Origin of the sequence: Stenotrophomonas sp. A3_2 (assembly GCF_036624925.1) — a bacterium.
GTDB classification, from domain to species: domain Bacteria; phylum Pseudomonadota; class Gammaproteobacteria; order Xanthomonadales; family Xanthomonadaceae; genus Stenotrophomonas; species Stenotrophomonas hibiscicola.
Genome location: NZ_JAZKVY010000261.1, coordinates 17228 through 32299, shown reverse-complemented (window position 1 = coordinate 32299; position 15072 = coordinate 17228). Strand labels below are relative to the sequence as shown.

The window sequence follows — 15072 nt, the reverse complement described above, 5'->3', positions numbered from 1 at the left end:
GTAGCAATCCTGAATTTCAGTCAGCTTGTGTCCAGCTTGTATGATGTTGGGTTATTCCCCCTGACCCGCCGGTGCTCGTTGTGAACAGTTCTCCCCGCCGTCCCCATGCAAGCCAGGTCCAGAAGGGACTCACGCCGCATGCCCGCATCCGCAACGTGATCGCGGTTGGTTCGGGCAAGGGCGGCGTCGGCAAGTCGACCACCGCAGTCAATCTGGCCGTGGCGCTGCAGCAGCTCGGCGCACGCGTGGGCGTGCTTGACGCGGACATCTATGGGCCGAGCGTACCGGCCATGCTGGGCCTGTCCGGTCGTCCGGAAAGCCCTGACAACAAGAGCATCGAGCCGCTGCGCGCGTTCGGCGTGGACACCATGTCGATCGGCTACCTGATCGAAGAGGATACGCCGATGATCTGGCGTGGGCCGATGGCCACCTCGGCGATGACCCAGCTGTTCAATGACACGCTGTGGGATGACCTGGATTTCCTGCTGATCGACCTGCCGCCGGGCACCGGTGACATCCAGCTGACCCTGACCCAGAAGATTCCGCTGGCCGGTGCGGTGATCGTTACCACGCCGCAGGACATCGCCACGCTGGATGCGAAGAAGGCGCTGAAGATGTTCGAGAAGGTGGAGGTGCCGGTGCTGGGCATCGTCGAGAATATGGCGGTACATACCTGCAGCAGCTGCGGGCATGTCGAGCACCTGTTCGGCGAGGGCGGCGGCGAGCGCATGGCCGCGCAGTATGGTGTGCCGTTGCTGGGTTCGCTGCCGCTGCAGATCGGCATCCGCGAGCAGGGGGATGCTGGCACTCCGATCACCGTGGCGCAGCCCGATTCGGTGCCAGCCCAGGCCTACCGCCATGCCGCCCAGCGCCTGATCGAGGAAGTGGGCAAGCGCCCGCGTGCCTCCATTCCGATTCTCTCTTCGCTGCTGTAGGTGCCAGGGCAGGGCCGCCGGCGACGCCCGGCCCCCTGCTAGAATCCACGCGCCCCCTCGTACCCAGGACAAAGCATGAGCATCAAGAGTGACCGTTGGATCCGCCGCATGTCCGAGCAGCACGGCATGATCGAGCCGTTCGAGGCCGGGCAGGTCAAGCAGGCCAATGGCGAGCGCATCGTCAGCTACGGCACCTCCAGCTACGGGTACGACGTCCGTTGCTCGCGCGAGTTCAAGGTGTTCACCAACATCAACTCGACGATTGTCGATCCCAAGCATTTCGATTCGGGCAGCTTCGTCGACATCACGGCCGATGAGTGCATCATCCCGCCGAACAGCTTCGCCCTGGCGCGTACCGTGGAGTACTTCCGCATCCCGCGCGACACCCTGGTGGTGTGCCTGGGCAAGAGCACCTACGCGCGCTGCGGCATCATCGTCAACGTGACCCCGTTGGAACCGGAGTGGGAAGGCCACGTCACCCTGGAATTCAGCAACACCACGCCGCTGCCGGCCCGCATCTATGCCAACGAAGGCGTGGCGCAGATGCTGTTCTTCCAGGCCGCGGCCGATGACATCTGCGAGACGTCGTACCGCGATCGTGGCGGCAAGTACCAGGGCCAGACCGGCGTGACCCTGCCGCGGACCTGATCGCCCGCGTCATTGCATGACGAAAGCGCCGGGCCGTGCCCGGCGTTTTCGCATGGTCCACGCGGTGCGTTCGCCGGGCACGACCCGGCGCTACGTCATTTGCCGCGACCGAACAGCATCGCAATGCCCACGCCCACCAGTGCCACCGGCCACCAGGTCAGCAGCAGCTTGGACAGGTTCAGGTGCGTCCAGCCGAGGTTGCTGGCGAGCATGAACAGGCCGATCAGGATCAGCAGGATGGCGGCAACGAGGTTGAATCGCATCGGGTCGGGCAAGGCTCAGGAACGGGCTGGATATCCTAGCCGTTCCTTCCAGTAGGCGACATGCTGGTCCAGCGCCGCAGGCTCGTAGCGGTGCGCCGGGCCGCTGCCCCAGACCGGGCCGGGCCAGGCCGGATCGCCGTCATGGCGGCCGATCACATGGAAGTGCAGCTGGCGCACGATGTTGCCCAGCGCGCCGATATTGATCTTCTCCACGCCGTCGTGGCCCTTCAGGGCCTTGCAGGCGCGGTTGAGCTCGGTGCGCAGCTTGTCCTGCTGCTCGCCGTCCAGCTCGATCCACTCGGTCACCCCGGCCAGGCGTGGTACCAGCACCAGCCAGGGGAATCGTTCGTCGTTCATCAGCCGCACTTGCGACAACGGTCCTTCCGCCACCAGCACGCTATCGGTGGCCAGGCGTGAATCGAGTTCGAATTCGCTCATCCAAGATGCTCCGAGAAGAAGTCCAGGGTGCGTTGCAGCGCCAGGGCGGCGCTGTCTGGATCATACGCATGTCCGACCTCGCGGTTGAAGGCGTGGTCGGCCGGATAGACGAAAGTGGCCATCTGCGGCAGCTTGTCGCGGTGGGCCTGGACGGCCTCCGGCGGGATGCTCCTGTCCTGGGTGCCGAAGTGGAAGATCACCGGCGCCTTGGGTGTCTCATCGAGGAACTGGACGTTGCGTGCGCCGTAGTAGCTGACCGACGGCAGCCCGAGCCGCAGCGCCGACAGCATCGCCACCGTGCCGCCCCAGCAGTAGCCGACGGTGCCGACCTTGCCGTAGGGGGCCAGCCGGGTGGCCGCCGCGCGGACCACTTCCAGCGCCTTCTCCATGCCCAGCGCGCTGACCCTTTCCAGGCCCTGCTTCACGCCGTCGGCGTCGTAGGGCAGGGCATCCGGGTCGGCATCGGGTCCATCGACCAGGTCGAAGAACGAAGGAGCCAGCACCGCATAGCCCTCGGCGGCGAAGCGCTCGGCCACGCCGCGGATGTGCGGGTTGGCGCCAAAAATTTCCTGCACCACCACCAGCCCGCCTCGCGCGGTGCCCTCGGGGAGTGCCTGCCAGGCCCGTACCGTGCCGTGGTGCGTATCCAGGGTGATCCATTCGTTCATCGCGGCTGACTCGCTTTGGAAACTGAAACCCGATTATCCGGTGCGCGTCAGTGCACGTCATGTCGGCAGTTGGGCCGGATCGGTGATCTCCAGCTGCCTGGCGTCTCCAGCTATCTGCGGGCAGGGTTGGAAACCATGGCCTAGGGTGGTTAGATGGCGGGGCACCACTGCGCTTGATCGTAGTTGGCGCCGCACGTGCGTTTTTTCGTCAAATTAACGGAGTGATTGATGAAGAGCATGATCGTGATGGCAGTAATGGGCATTTCATTGCTTGCGGTGATGGGGCCTGCCAAGGCTGCGGACCCTTATCCGAGGTGCACCGCGTGCTCCAGGGGCTGGGCCGAGTGTGTAGCAAACAACGGTGCTGATCACCCGATCTGTCAGCACAAGCAACTCGTATGCGATCAGATCTGCGCATGGGAGATCCCGGTAGTGGGCATCCCATCTGCCTTGGACGCGGGCGGGCGCGAGGCTCCGACAGGCAGGCTGGAGCTTGCTGTGGCGATGGCCAAGCGATTGTCCAGCTCCTGAGGTACAAGGGGCCGAACGACGGCCCCTTCCTCGGGGCGCGTCTCAGGGCGCGGGACGATAGCGGCGAGCCATCAGGCCAGCCCGGTATCCTCACTGGGGCGGCTGGCCGTTCAGAGCGCCGCCGCCAACCCCGGTATACTGGCGCCCTTTCAGGCCCCGGCCCCCAGGACCCCCTGCCATGCCGGCAGGGGCCCAGGCCCCCAGAGTCCCGCGATTCCATGTCCCAGCTGAACCCCAAAGTCGGCTTCGTCAGCCTTGGCTGCCCGAAGGCCCTTGTCGATTCCGAGCGCATCCTCACCCAGCTCCGCTCGGAAGGCTACGACATCGTCCCGTCCTACGATTCGGCCGACGTGGTGGTGGTCAACACCTGTGGCTTCATCGATTCTGCGGTGACCGAGTCGCTGGACGCGATCGGCGAGGCGATGAACCAGAACGGCAAGGTCATCGTCACCGGCTGCCTGGGCAAGCGCCCGGAGCAGATCCGCGAGGCCTACCCGAACGTGCTGGCGGTGTCCGGCCCGCAGGACTACCAGAGCGTGATGGAAGCGGTGCATGAAGCACTGCCGCCCAAGCACGATCCGTTCGTGGACCTGGTGCCCGACTACGGCATCAAGCTGACCCCGCGGCACTACGCGTACCTGAAGATTTCCGAGGGCTGCAACCACAAATGCAGCTTCTGCATCATTCCGTCGATGCGCGGCAAGCTGGTTTCGCGCCCGGTCGACGAGGTGCTGCGTGAAGCCGAGCGCCTGGTGCGTGGCGGCGTGCGCGAGCTGCTGGTGGTTTCGCAGGACACCTCGGCCTACGGCGTGGACGTGAAGTACGCCGAAAAGATGTGGCGCGACAAGGCCTACCAGACCCGTTTGAAGGCGCTGTGCGAAGGCCTGTCGGAGCTGGATGCGTGGGTGCGCATGCACTACGTCTACCCGTATCCGCACGTGGACGAAGTGGTGCCGCTGATGGCCGAGAACCGCATCCTCCCGTACCTGGATATCCCGTTCCAGCACGCCAGCCCGCGCATCCTGCGCCTGATGAAGCGCCCCGGCGCGGTGGAGAAGACCCTGGAGCGCGTGCAGAACTGGCGCCGTATCGCGCCGGACATCACTGTGCGTTCGACCTTCATCGTCGGCTTCCCGGGCGAAACCGAAGCCGAGTTCGAGGAACTGCTGTCGTTCCTTGACGAAGCGCAGCTGGATCGCGTCGGTGCGTTCGCCTACTCACCGGTCGAGGGTGCCACCGCCAACGACCTGCCTGACGCCGTGCCGGAAGAGGTGAAGCAGGAACGCCTGGCCCGTTTCATGGAGAAGCAGGCGCAGATTTCCGCCGCGCGCCTGGAAGCCAAGATCGGGACCGTGCAGCAGTGCCTGGTCGATGCCATCGAAGGCGATATCGCCGTGGCCCGCTCCAGGGCCGATGCGCCGGAGATCGACGGCCTGGTGCATATCCAGAACGCCGATCAGGTGCCGCTGCGGGTGGGCGAGTTCGTCGACGTGGAAATCACCGAGAGCGACGAGCACGACCTGTACGGCGATGCGCTGCCGGCCAATGCCCGCCCGGCGTTCGACCTCAAGGTACTGTGATCGCAACGGCCGCCGCCGGTGACGGCAGCGGTGTCCGGCGCTTCGTGCCGCCGCCGCGTGCGGCGGTCGATCCGCAGGTGTTCGCGCATCCGTTGTTTGCCGGATTGCAGGATTTCCGGGATCTGCTGCTCGGCCCTCGCTGGCCGTCCATCGCTGCACTTGATGCGCGCCTGGCATTGCCCGGGAAGCGCCTGGTTGAACAGGACGCCGCGCTGCTGGCCGATGGCCTGCACTACGAAGCCCGCATCGCGCAGGGGCGCATCGCCACCCGCGCAGACAACTGGCACGACCTGTTCAATGCGCTGGTCTGGGCCTCATGCCCACAGCTGAAGCGTGCGCTCAATGTGCAGCAGTGCGGGCATATCGAGGCCATGCCGCCTGGCCAGCGCAACCGCGCGCAGGCCGCGTTGACCCAGTTCGACGAAACCGGTGTGATCGTGCGCGTGCGCGATGACTCACTGCGGGCTGCCTGGGATGCACACGACTGGCCCGCGTTGTTTGACCCGGTGAACTGGCAGAGCGATGACATCGCCATCACCGCGGTATTCGGGCATGCGCTGATGGAACAGGCACTGCTGCCGGGGCGATTGCTGGTGGGCAAGTGCGTGGTGGTGCACAGCGATGCCGATGCGGCCTGCGTTGACGCGGTGGCCGTGGCCATCGCCGAGGGCAGGGCGGTGACCGATCCCTTGCAGCTGCGTCCGCTGCCGTTGGCTGGAATCCCGGGGTGGCACGAGGGACAGGATGCCGCCTTCTATCGCAATGCCGACTACTTCCGCCCGCTGCGTGCCGGCCGCGCGTACCCGCCGCCATTGCACGGGGCCATGTAGAGTCGACTGTCAGTCGACTGCTCTTCGTTCCGAGGCCGTGAGCGCCTGACAGATGGCTTTGGCGAGTCATCAACCGCGATGAAGATCGCGGTGCGTTTGCCGTCCCGCTGTGGAGGTTTGTGCCGCGCTTCGCGCGATAGTCGACTGACAGGCGACTCTACACCGTCTCGTATTCCACGCCGATCACCGCAAAGGTGAACCGCCCGCCGGGCAGCTCCACCGAAAACTCGTCATCCAGCCGCTTCTTCAGCAGCGCACGCGCCAGCGGCGAATCGATGCTGATCCAGCCCAGGCCTGCGTCGGTCTCGTCCGGGCCGACAATGCGGTAGCGGCTGGTGTCGCCACTGTCCACGTTCTCCAGCTCCACCCACGCGCCGAAGAACACCGCCCGCGGATCGGTTGGCGTAGTGTCGACCACGCGCAGTGATTCCAGCCGCTTGGTCAGGTAGCGCACGCGGCGGTCGATCTCGCCCAGCTGCTTCTTGCGGTAGGTGTACTCGGCATTTTCCGAACGGTCGCCTTCTGCGGCGGCTGCGGCCAGTGCTTTCACCACTTCGGGCCGCCGTACCCGCCACAGGTCATCCAGTTCGGCCTTCAGCCGAGCGTGGCCGGAGGCGGTGATCAGGGCGGTGCTCTTTTCTGCAGGGGGACGCCAGCGCGACATGCAATACGACTTCTTTTCCGGAGGACGAACGGAGGGTGGGGTCAGACTCCGCTCCCGCGGGAAGGGCTCTGACCCCGGCAGCGGCGGATCAGATCAGCGCTTGCCGCCGAAGATGCCGCCCAGCAGGCCGCGCACGATCTGGTTGCCCAGCTTGGTGCCGACCGTGCGCGTGGTCTGCTTGGCCATGGTCTCGATCATGCCCTGGCGGCGCTTGGTGCCGAAAATCGCATCCTTGATCGCCTGGCCGAAACCGCCTTCCTGCGCATCGTCCTGTTCGCGGCTGCGCGCGGCTGGCGCCTGCGCCTGCTCGACGCTCTTCTGTGCGCGCTGGGCCAGCAGTTCGGCAGCCGATTCGCGGTTGATCGCGGTGTCGTAGCGACTGCCGACCGGGCTGCCGGCACGCACCTGGGCGCGCTCGGCTTCGGTGATCGGCCCCATCCGGCAGCGTGGCGGCGCGATCATCGTCTGCTGCACCGGCATCGGCACGCCCTTGTCCTGCAGCGTGGAAACCAAGGCCTCACCGGTGCCGAGCTGGCTCAGTACCTTGGCCACGTCCAGCTTCGGGTTCGGCACGAACGTCTCGGCCGCGGTCTTCACCGCTTTCTGGTCGCGCGGGGTGAACGCCCGCAGCGCGTGCTGCACGCGGTTGCCGAGCTGGCCGAGGATGTTGCCCGGCACGTCGTCGGGGAACTGCGAGCAGAAGTACACGCCCACGCCCTTGGAGCGGATCAGGCGCACCACCTGCTCGATGCGCTGCACCAGCGACGGCGGTGCGTCGTCGAACAGCAGGTGGGCCTCGTCGAAGATGAAGACCAGCTTCGGTTTGTCCAGGTCGCCCACCTCCGGCAGTTGTTCGAACAGCTCCGACAGCAGCCACAGCAGGAAGGTGGAATAGAGCTTGGGCTTGAGCACGAGCTGGTCGGCGGCGAGGATGCCGATCATGCCGCGGCCGTCGAGATTGACCCGCATGATGTCGGCCAGTTCCAGGGCCGGCTCACCGAAGAAGTTCTCGCCGCCATCCTGCGCCAGGCGCAGCACCGACCGCTGGATCGCGGCGATCGACTGCGCGCTGACCAGGCCGTATTCGGTGGAAATGTCCTTGCGCTCCTCGGCCACCAGGCCAAGCAGGGCGCGCAGATCGTCCATGTCCAGCAGCAGCAGGCCACGGTCGTCGGCCAGCTTGAACACGATGTCGAGCACGCCGGACTGGGTGTCGTTCAACTCGAGGATGCGCGCCAGCAGGGTCGGGCCCATCTCGCTGACCGTGGTGCGCACCGGATGCCCGAGCTTGCCGTACAGGTCCCAGAAAATGGTCGGGCTGGCGGCCGGTGCGTAGTCGGCCACGCCGATCTCGGCGGCGCGCTTGAGCAGGTTCTCGGCGCCGGTGCCCGGCACGGCCAGGCCGGACACGTCGCCCTTCACGTCGGCGAGGAATACGGGTACGCCCAGTCGCGAAAAGCCTTCGGCCAGGGTCATCAGGGTCACGGTCTTGCCGGTGCCGGTGGCGCCGGCCACCAGGCCGTGGCGGTTGCCGAGTTTCGGCAGCAGGGTGACGGCCACATCGTCGGTGATGCCTTTGCCGAGCAGAATCGGATCCATGGTCCAGCCCTTGTGGTGAATAGCCCAATGTTAACCGCCGGCAGTGGCAGTCCGAAGGTCGGCTTGCCCCGACCTTGGCGGCGCCGCTACTCTGCCTGCCTGTTTCGCACACAGTGCCATCAATGCCCGTTTCTGTCCTGATTTCCCGCGGTTGGCCGCTGCTGGCCCTGGCCGGCCTGGTTTCCCTGGCGCCCGACGCCCATGCGCAGCGGGTCTCGGCCCGGGACAAGGCGAAGGTGGATGCGCTGCAGCAGCGCATGACCGTCGCCGAGAAGCGCTACAGCGATGCGCTGCTGCTGGTCGCCAATGCCGACCCCAAGGGCAGCAACGAGGCCGACGCCGCGCTGGAGGACATGGAAGACGTTCTCAACGACTGCGTGAAGCAGAAGGGCTGCCAGATGGGCACGCTGCTGGCCAGCTACAAGCGCCTGCTCAAGCACGACGCCGATGCGGCGGGCAGCGATGAGGTGGCCGACGAGGGCGGTGACCGGCTGGAAGCCGACCCCGACCATATCGGCCCGCTTACCGCCGACGTGCCGGAGGCGGCCCGCGCCGCTGCGCTGCTCAACGACAAGCGGCACGCCTTCGACAGCATGGTCGAATACAACCCGGCCGTGCAGGCGGGCATCCGCCGCTGGCTGACCGACATGCGCCCGGCGCTGCTGACCAGCTACGAGAACTACCAGAACCTGCGTGCGGTGATGTGGCCGGAGTGGGAAAAGCGCGGCCTGCCCGAGGCGCTGCTGTTCGGCATCATGGCCAAGGAGTCCAACGGCCGCGTGCATGCCTCCTCGCGCGCCGGCGCCGCCGGCCTGATGCAGTTCATGCCGGCTACCGGCCGCCGCTTCGGCCTTGGCCCGGATGGCACCGGCTTCGACACCCGCTTTGACGCGCGCAGCGCCGCCGAAGCCAGCGCCAGTTACCTCAACGAGCGCCTGCGCGAACTGAACAACAACGTGGAAATGTCGGTGGCCGCCTACAACGGTGGTGAAGGCCGTGCCGCGCGCGTGTTCAAGCAGAGTGCGGGCCAGAGCTTCTGGACCGACAGTGTCTACAACCAGTTCCCCGGCGAGACCAAGGACTATGTGCCGATGGTGATCGCGGCGGCCTGGATCTTCCTGCACCCGCAGCAGTACGGCGTGGAATTCCCAAAGATCAGCGCGCAGCCGGCCACGCTGCGCCTGGCCAAGTCCACCACCATCTACGAACTGACCATCTGCCTGGGCAGCCACGGCACCCGCGATGGCTACATGCGCGCGCTGCGCAACCTCAACCCGCGCTATGAAGCCGACGGCTGGATTCCGGCCGGCACGCTGATCAACGCTACCACCCGCATCGCCGGCCTGTACCAGCGCAACTGCGTCAGCGGCCCGCGTGCCGACCTGGCCCGTACCCTGATCACCGCCGACCTGAACGCGGCGATCAAGCGCCCGGCCGCCGCCGGCTACACCGGCAGCGTGGCCGTGGGCGGCGTGGTGCCGGTGGCCGACGCCGCAGCCTCCACCAGCGTGCCGACCACCCCGGTCGCTCCGGTGGCCGCGCCGCGCCCGGCCGCACGGCCAAAGCCGCCGCGCAGCCACAAGGTGGGCCGGGGTGAAACCCTGGGCGCCATTGCCGCGAAGTTCCAGTGCGATGTGCCGACCCTGGCCCGCGCCAACGGCCTGAAGGCCCCGGCCTACAGCCTGCGCCAGGGCCAGACGCTGAAGCTGCAGGGCTGCGACAAGTAATTCCCACGACCGCTGGAATCTGCAATGGACCTCGAAGACACCCGCAACCTGTTCGCCAACCTCCGCGAAAACACCGACTGGGACATCAAGGGCCCGTTGCTGTGGGGGTACTTCTTCGTGCACTCCACCGCTGAGCCGCTGCAGGCGCTGGCAGAGCACCTGCAGGCGGAGGGCTATACCTTCGTGGAATTGTTCGAGCAGGAGCCGGAAGAGGGCGACGCGCCGTTCCACGTGCTGCATGTAGAGCGCGTGGAGATCCACGACGAAGCCTCGCTGGACCGCCGCAACCAGGAATTCGCAGCGCTGGCCGCGGAGAAGGGCGTGGAAGACTACGACGGCATGGACGTCGGTCCGGCCCCGGTCCTGCAGTAACGCGCTTCTGGCTGTAGAGCCGAGCCCATGCTCGGCTTCCTTTGCCCACAGAAATGCATGGCCGGTTGCAGCCAGTAGCCGAGGATGGGCTCGGCTCTACATGTACCTCAGCGCAGCTTCGCCAGCGCCTGGCCCAGCTGCACCGGGCTTTCAGCGGCCAGCTGCGGGGCGAACTCAGCCACGCCCGGCGGCAGCAGCACGATCACGGTCGAACCGTAGTTGAAGCGCGCCATCTCGGCGAAGCGCTCCAGCCTGATGCCCTGGCCGCGGTAGTCCTTGCGCGTGATGCGGTCGCCATAATGCGGAATTTCCTCGCCGCTCCACACGGTTTCGACGCCCGATACCAGCAACGCACCCACCATCACGCTGACCATCGGGCCGAAGCTGGTGTCGAAGTGGCAGACCAGGCGCTCGTTGCGGGCGAACAGGCGCGGCACGCCGTTCACTGCGGCCGGGCCGACGCTGAACAGGCGGCCCGGCACGTGCACGGTCTCGCGCAGGGTGCCGGTCCACGGCATGTGCACGCGGTGGTAGTCGCGCGGCGACAGGTACACGGTCGCGTACAGGCCGTCGTTGTACGGTTTGGCATCCTCGTCACTGCCCAGCAGTTCGGCGGCGGTGAACGATTGGCCCTTGGCCTGGAAGATGCGGCCGGCCTCGATCCTGCCGAGCTGGCTGATGCGGCCGTCGGCCGGCATCACCAGGCTGCGCGGATCGGCGTCGGCCACGCGCGCGCCCGGCTTCAGCGCGCGGGTGAAGAACTGGTTGAAGGTCGCATAGCTGCGCGGGTCCGGGTTGGCCGCTTCGTCCAGGTTCACGTTGAACTTGCGGGTGACCGTGTCGATCAGCCAGCGCGACACGCGCGGATCGTCCGAGTACGCCAGCGAACGCGCCATCGAAGACAGCAGGCGGTGGGGCAGGGCGTACGTCAGGGCGGTGGTGAGGCTCATGGGGCGGTTTTCTCGGTCAGCTTCTGCAGGTCGCGGGCGATCGCCGGCGCGTTGAACGGGGGGCGCACCAGGCCGGCAAGGCGGCCCTGCGGGTCGAGCACGGCCAGGCTGGCCGAATGCTCGACGGTGTAATCCTCGGGGTTCTCGTCGAAGTGCTTGCCCGGCACCTTCTGGAACACGAAACCGAGCGAGGTGGCGAAGCGCTCCAGCGACGGGATATCGGCGGTGGCGGCCAGGGTGTCCTTGTGGAAGCCGTGCGCGTATTCGCCGAGCCGGGTGGCGCTGTCACGATCCGGGTCGACCGAGATGAACAGCACGCGCGGGCGCAGGCTGTCGGGCAGGGCCTCCCACTGGTTCTGCGCGCCAGCCAGCTCGGCCAGGGTGGTCGGGCAGACGTCCGGGCAGAAGGTGAAGCCCAGGAACACCAGCGTCCAGTGGCCCTTCAGCTCGCCCGGTATCAGGCGGGTGCCGTCGGACTGGGCCAGGTTGAAGTCGGGCAGTTCGCGCGGCTGCGGGTACAGCGTGATCGCTTCGGTGGCCGGGGCATTGGCCGGCGGCTTCGGCGCAAACACCTGCTGGGCGGCCAGCAGGCCCAGGCCCGCCGCCAGGGCGATCAGCAGGATGATGCCGGCATTGCGATTGAACATGGGTGCCCCCGCGCGAAGTGGGCTCCATCATACCGGGTGAGGCCGGATCGTTTCCGCCGCAACGGATGCTGCCGCGGGCGCCAGCCCCTATAATCGGGGCCCACTTTGCCCGCAGTACCGCCATGACCGCTGAAACGGCCGCCGAACTCCACACGATCATCGATCTGATCCGCTACGGCACCAGCCGTTTCAACGAAGCCGGGCTGACCTTCGGTCACAGCTACGACAATGCGCTGGACGAGGCCACCCAGCTGGTGCTGCACAGCCTGCACCTGCCGCACGATCTGGGCCCGGCCTATGGCCAGGCGCGCCTGCTGCAGGCCGAAAAGCTGCGCGTGCTGGAACTGTTCCAGCGTCGCATCGATGAACGCATCCCGGCCGCCTACCTGACCGGTGAGGCCTGGTTCGCCGGCCTGAGCTTCAAGAGCGACAAGCGCGCGCTGGTGCCGCGTTCGCCGATCGCCGAACTGATCGAATGCGGCTTCGAGCCGTGGCTCGCCGGCCGCGATGTCAGCCGTGCGCTGGACCTGTGCACCGGTTCGGGCTGCATCGCCATCGCCATGGGCCACTACTACCCGAACTGGGAAGTGGATGGCGTCGACCTCAGTGACGAAGCACTGTCGCTGGCCGAGGAAAACAAGGAACGCCTGCAGGCGCACAACGTCACCCTGATCAAGTCGGACCTGTTCAACGGCCTGACCGGCCGCCACTACGACCTGATCGTCACCAACCCCCCGTACGTCACCAACGACGAGACCGACGCCCTGCCGCAGGAATACTCCTACGAGCCGGAGATGGGCCTGCGTGCCGGCGACGACGGCCTGGACCTGGTGCTGAAGATCCTGCGTGACGCGCCGCTGCACTTGAGCGAGGACGGCCTGCTGATCTGCGAAGTGGGCGAATCCGAGCAGCACCTGATCAAGCTGCTGCCGGAAGTCGATTTTTCCTGGATCGAGTTCAAGGTCGGCCAGATGGGCATCTTCGCGGTCGAATGCCGCGAGCTGATCGCCCACAGCGCACGCATCACCGAACTGGCGGCGCAGCGCCCGTGAGCTCCAATTCGTTCGGCAAGCTGTTCACCGTCACCACGTTCGGCGAGTCGCACGGGCCGGCCATCGGCTGCGTGATCGATGGCTGCCCTCCGGGGCTGGCGCTGGACGCGGCCGAATTCGCCCACGACCTGCAGCGCCGTGCCACCGGCAAGAGCCGGCACACTTCCGCGCGGCGCGAGGCCGACGAGGTCGAGATCCTCTCTGGCGTGTACGAGGGCCTGACCACCGGCACCCCGATCGCGCTGCTGATCCGCAACACCGACCAGCGCAGCAAGGACTACGCCAACATCGGCCAGCAGTTCCGGCCGGGCCATGCCGACTACAGCTACTGGCACAAGTACGGCATCCGTGACCCGCGCGGTGGCGGCCGTTCCTCGGCGCGCGAAACCACCATGCGCGTAGCCGCCGGGGTGGTCGCCAAGAAGTGGCTGGCCGAGCGCTTCGGCGTGACCGTGCGCGGCTACCTGTCGCAGCTGGGCGACATCACCCCGGCCGGTTTCGACTGGTCGGCGGTGGAAGACAACCCGTTCTTCTGGCCGCACGCTGCACAGGTGCCCGAACTGGAGGCGTACATGGACGCGCTGCGCAAGTCCGGAGATTCGGTCGGTGCGCGCGTGGACGTGGTCGCCGACAACGTGCCGCCGGGCTGGGGTGAGCCGATCTACGGCAAACTCGACGGTGAACTGGCTGCTGCGCTGATGAGCATCAACGCGGTGAAGGGCGTGGAGATCGGCGACGGTTTCGCCAGCGCCGCGCAGAAGGGCACCGAACACCGCGACCTGCTGACCCCGCAGGGCTTCGCCAGCAATCACGCGGGTGGCATCCTCGGTGGCATTTCCACCGGCCAGCCGGTGGTCGCCTCGATCGCGTTGAAGCCGACCTCCAGCCTGCGCCTGCCGGGCCCGTCGCTGGATACGTCCGGCAACGTGGTCGAGGTGGTCACCACCGGCCGCCACGACCCCTGCGTCGGCATCCGCGCCACCCCGATCGCCGAGGCGATGGTGGCGATGGTGCTGATGGACCAGGCGCTGCGCCACCGCGCGCAGTGCGGCGATGTCGGCACGGTCACCCCGCGCATTCCCGGGCAGATCGATGGCTGACACGCGGCCGATCGTGTGGGTGAGCCAGCCGCTGATCGACGCGGCCATCGCGCCGCTGCGCGATCGCGTGCAGCTGCGCAGCACCGACACCGTCACCGCCTGGGCGCCGGACCAGATCGCCGAACAACTGGCCAGCGCCGACGGCGCGATCATCACGCTCAACGAGCGCATCGGCGCGGCCCAGGTGGCCGGCGCCGCGCAGCTGCAGGTGATCGCCAATGTCGGGGTGGGCTACAACAACCTGGATGTGGACGCGCTCAGCGCGGCCGGCATCCTGGCCAGCAACACGCCGGACGTCCTGACCGAAACCACCGCCGATCTCGGTTTCGCCCTGCTGATGGCCACCGCGCGCCGCATTACCGAGTCCGAGCGCTGGCTGCGCGAAGGGCAGTGGCAGCAGTGGTCGTTCCAGACCATGCTCGGTGCCGATATCCACGGCAGCACGTTGGGCATCCTTGGCATGGGCCGCATCGGCCAGGGCATCGCCCGTCGCGGCGCGCACGGTTTCGGCATGAAGGTGCTGTACCACAACCGTTCGCAGCTGCCGGCGGCGACCGAGGCGGAATTGGGCGCGACCTATGTGGATCTGGATACGCTGCTGGCACAGTCCGACCACCTGCTGCTGGTGCTGCCGTACACGCCGGCCTCGCATCATCTGATCGATGCCGCCGCAATGGCGAAGATGAAGCCGTCGGCGACGCTGGTGAATATCGCCCGCGGTGGCCTGGTCGATGAGATCGCGCTGGCCGACGCGCTGGCCAACGGTCGCCTGGCTGCGGCGGGCCTGGATGTGTACGAAGGCGAGCCAACGGTACGCCCGGAACTGCTGGCGCTGCGCAACGTCGTGCTCACTCCGCATATCGGCAGCGCCTCGCTGGCCACGCGCACGGCGATGGTACAGCTGGCCGTGGATAACCTGGTTGCTGGGCTCGGCCTGAACGGCGGCCCGTCGCGCATGCCGAGCGCGATCAACGCTGATGCGGCGATGGCCGCGCGCGTGACGCTGGGCAAAAAAACCGGGAAACGATAGGGAACCTCCGCGCGCCCCGCTTGAGGAGGTTCCCCGAA

General features: G+C 67.0%; 17 protein-coding genes. 10 read left to right on the top strand and 7 right to left on the bottom strand.

Going from position 1 to position 15072, the window contains the following annotated elements; genetic code table 11:
* The first annotated feature begins 80 nt into the window (after positions 1–80).
* A complete protein-coding gene (gene apbC / locus R5H29_RS12195; protein WP_031270225.1) occupies positions 81–935 on the top strand; it encodes an iron-sulfur cluster carrier protein ApbC in 855 nt (284 codons plus the stop codon).
* Between the two features lie 75 nt (positions 936–1010).
* Entirely contained in the window at positions 1011–1583 is a 573-nt protein-coding gene (gene dcd / locus R5H29_RS12190; RefSeq protein WP_005410499.1) for a dCTP deaminase, read from the top strand.
* 95 nt (positions 1584–1678) lie between these two features.
* Here dcd and R5H29_RS12185 read toward each other — a convergent pair whose 3' ends face one another.
* From R5H29_RS12185 to R5H29_RS12175, 3 genes are read right to left on the bottom strand one after another with little or no spacing between them, the layout of a single operon-like run.
* Entirely contained in the window at positions 1679–1846 is a 168-nt protein-coding gene (locus R5H29_RS12185) for a LiaI-LiaF-like domain-containing protein (protein WP_005410498.1), read from the bottom strand.
* A 15-nt stretch (positions 1847–1861) separates the two neighbouring features.
* Entirely contained in the window at positions 1862–2284 is a 423-nt protein-coding gene (locus tag R5H29_RS12180; protein ID WP_019660615.1) for an HIT domain-containing protein, read from the bottom strand.
* The gene (locus R5H29_RS12175) at positions 2281–2952 is read right to left on the bottom strand and encodes a dienelactone hydrolase family protein (protein WP_171952907.1); all 672 of its coding nucleotides are present in this window, start codon (positions 2950–2952) and stop codon (positions 2281–2283) included. The genes R5H29_RS12180 and R5H29_RS12175 overlap by 4 nt, the downstream gene beginning before the upstream one ends.
* A 228-nt stretch (positions 2953–3180) precedes the next feature.
* On the opposite strand from R5H29_RS12175, the gene R5H29_RS12170 reads away from it, so the two are divergent.
* From R5H29_RS12170 to R5H29_RS12160, 3 genes are all read left to right on the top strand, one after another.
* Positions 3181–3483: a hypothetical protein gene (locus R5H29_RS12170; RefSeq protein ID WP_021203403.1), complete on the top strand. Its 303-nt coding sequence runs from the start codon at positions 3181–3183 to the stop codon at positions 3481–3483.
* Positions 3484–3701: 218 nt separating this feature from the next.
* Positions 3702–5063 (top strand): 30S ribosomal protein S12 methylthiotransferase RimO, encoded by a 1362-nt coding sequence (gene rimO, locus R5H29_RS12165; protein WP_021203404.1) that lies wholly within the window; start codon positions 3702–3704, stop codon positions 5061–5063.
* Complete coding sequence (locus R5H29_RS12160) at positions 5063–5893, top strand: DUF3025 domain-containing protein (RefSeq protein WP_134734801.1); 831 nt, start codon at positions 5063–5065, stop codon at positions 5891–5893. Before rimO ends, R5H29_RS12160 begins: the two co-directional genes overlap by 1 nt.
* Positions 5894–6050: 157 nt before the next feature.
* On the opposite strand, the gene greB is transcribed toward R5H29_RS12160, so the two are convergent.
* Together greB and R5H29_RS12150 are read right to left on the bottom strand one after the other, a co-directional pair.
* Entirely contained in the window at positions 6051–6557 is a 507-nt protein-coding gene (gene greB / locus R5H29_RS12155) for a transcription elongation factor GreB (protein ID WP_164144886.1), read from the bottom strand.
* Positions 6558–6650: 93 nt separating this feature from the next.
* Positions 6651–8156, bottom strand: coding sequence for a helicase HerA-like domain-containing protein (locus tag R5H29_RS12150; RefSeq protein WP_171952905.1), 1506 nt, complete (start codon positions 8154–8156; stop codon positions 6651–6653).
* 122 nt (positions 8157–8278) lie between these two features.
* Between R5H29_RS12150 and R5H29_RS12145 the strand changes: the two genes are divergently transcribed.
* The gene (locus tag R5H29_RS12145; protein ID WP_021203406.1) at positions 8279–9883 is read left to right on the top strand and encodes a transglycosylase SLT domain-containing protein; all 1605 of its coding nucleotides are present in this window, start codon (positions 8279–8281) and stop codon (positions 9881–9883) included.
* A gap of 24 nt (positions 9884–9907) precedes the next feature.
* A complete protein-coding gene (locus R5H29_RS12140; RefSeq protein ID WP_019660608.1) occupies positions 9908–10255 on the top strand; it encodes a ribonuclease E inhibitor RraB in 348 nt (115 codons plus the stop codon).
* A 107-nt stretch (positions 10256–10362) separates the two neighbouring features.
* On the opposite strand, the gene asd is transcribed toward R5H29_RS12140, so the two are convergent.
* Positions 10363–11205 carry an archaetidylserine decarboxylase gene (asd, locus tag R5H29_RS12135; RefSeq protein ID WP_021203408.1) on the bottom strand — a complete coding sequence of 281 codons (843 nt, stop codon included), beginning with the start codon at positions 11203–11205 and terminating at the stop codon, positions 10363–10365.
* Positions 11202–11852, bottom strand: coding sequence for an SCO family protein (locus R5H29_RS12130; protein WP_021203409.1), 651 nt, complete (start codon positions 11850–11852; stop codon positions 11202–11204). The genes asd and R5H29_RS12130 overlap by 4 nt, the downstream gene beginning before the upstream one ends.
* 122 nt (positions 11853–11974) lie before the next feature.
* Here R5H29_RS12130 and prmB point away from each other — a divergent pair, with 122 nt between their 5' ends.
* Genes prmB through R5H29_RS12115 form a run of 3 tightly spaced genes read left to right on the top strand, consistent with a single transcriptional unit; the run spans position 11975 to position 15034 of the window.
* Positions 11975–12904, top strand: coding sequence for a 50S ribosomal protein L3 N(5)-glutamine methyltransferase (gene prmB, locus R5H29_RS12125; RefSeq protein ID WP_021203410.1), 930 nt, complete (start codon positions 11975–11977; stop codon positions 12902–12904).
* Positions 12901–14004 (top strand): chorismate synthase, encoded by a 1104-nt coding sequence (gene aroC, locus R5H29_RS12120; protein ID WP_019660604.1) that lies wholly within the window; start codon positions 12901–12903, stop codon positions 14002–14004. Before prmB ends, aroC begins: the two co-directional genes overlap by 4 nt.
* A complete protein-coding gene (locus R5H29_RS12115; RefSeq protein ID WP_171952904.1) occupies positions 13997–15034 on the top strand; it encodes a D-glycerate dehydrogenase in 1038 nt (345 codons plus the stop codon). The genes aroC and R5H29_RS12115 overlap by 8 nt, the downstream gene beginning before the upstream one ends.
* Positions 15035–15072 lie beyond the last annotated feature (38 nt).

What these genes read in the sequence shown, in the direction of transcription:
- dcd (WP_005410499.1), top strand. Translation starts at nt 1,011, where the DNA reads ATGAGCATCAAGAGTGACCGTTGGATCCGCCGCATGTCCGAGCAGCAC.
- R5H29_RS12185 (WP_005410498.1), bottom strand. Translation starts at nt 1,846, where the DNA reads ATGCGATTCAACCTCGTTGCCGCCATCCTGCTGATCCTGATCGGCCTG.
- R5H29_RS12180 (WP_019660615.1), bottom strand. Translation starts at nt 2,284, where the DNA reads ATGAGCGAATTCGAACTCGATTCACGCCTGGCCACCGATAGCGTGCTG.
- R5H29_RS12175 (WP_171952907.1), bottom strand. Translation starts at nt 2,952, where the DNA reads ATGAACGAATGGATCACCCTGGATACGCACCACGGCACGGTACGGGCC.
- R5H29_RS12170 (WP_021203403.1), top strand. Translation starts at nt 3,181, where the DNA reads ATGAAGAGCATGATCGTGATGGCAGTAATGGGCATTTCATTGCTTGCG.
- rimO (WP_021203404.1), top strand. Translation starts at nt 3,702, where the DNA reads ATGTCCCAGCTGAACCCCAAAGTCGGCTTCGTCAGCCTTGGCTGCCCG.
- greB (WP_164144886.1), bottom strand. Translation starts at nt 6,557, where the DNA reads ATGTCGCGCTGGCGTCCCCCTGCAGAAAAGAGCACCGCCCTGATCACC.
- R5H29_RS12150 (WP_171952905.1), bottom strand. Translation starts at nt 8,156, where the DNA reads ATGGATCCGATTCTGCTCGGCAAAGGCATCACCGACGATGTGGCCGTC.
- R5H29_RS12145 (WP_021203406.1), top strand. Translation starts at nt 8,279, where the DNA reads ATGCCCGTTTCTGTCCTGATTTCCCGCGGTTGGCCGCTGCTGGCCCTG.
- R5H29_RS12140 (WP_019660608.1), top strand. Translation starts at nt 9,908, where the DNA reads ATGGACCTCGAAGACACCCGCAACCTGTTCGCCAACCTCCGCGAAAAC.
- asd (WP_021203408.1), bottom strand. Translation starts at nt 11,205, where the DNA reads ATGAGCCTCACCACCGCCCTGACGTACGCCCTGCCCCACCGCCTGCTG.
- R5H29_RS12130 (WP_021203409.1), bottom strand. Translation starts at nt 11,852, where the DNA reads ATGTTCAATCGCAATGCCGGCATCATCCTGCTGATCGCCCTGGCGGCG.
- prmB (WP_021203410.1), top strand. Translation starts at nt 11,975, where the DNA reads ATGACCGCTGAAACGGCCGCCGAACTCCACACGATCATCGATCTGATC.
- R5H29_RS12115 (WP_171952904.1), top strand. Translation starts at nt 13,997, where the DNA reads ATGGCTGACACGCGGCCGATCGTGTGGGTGAGCCAGCCGCTGATCGAC.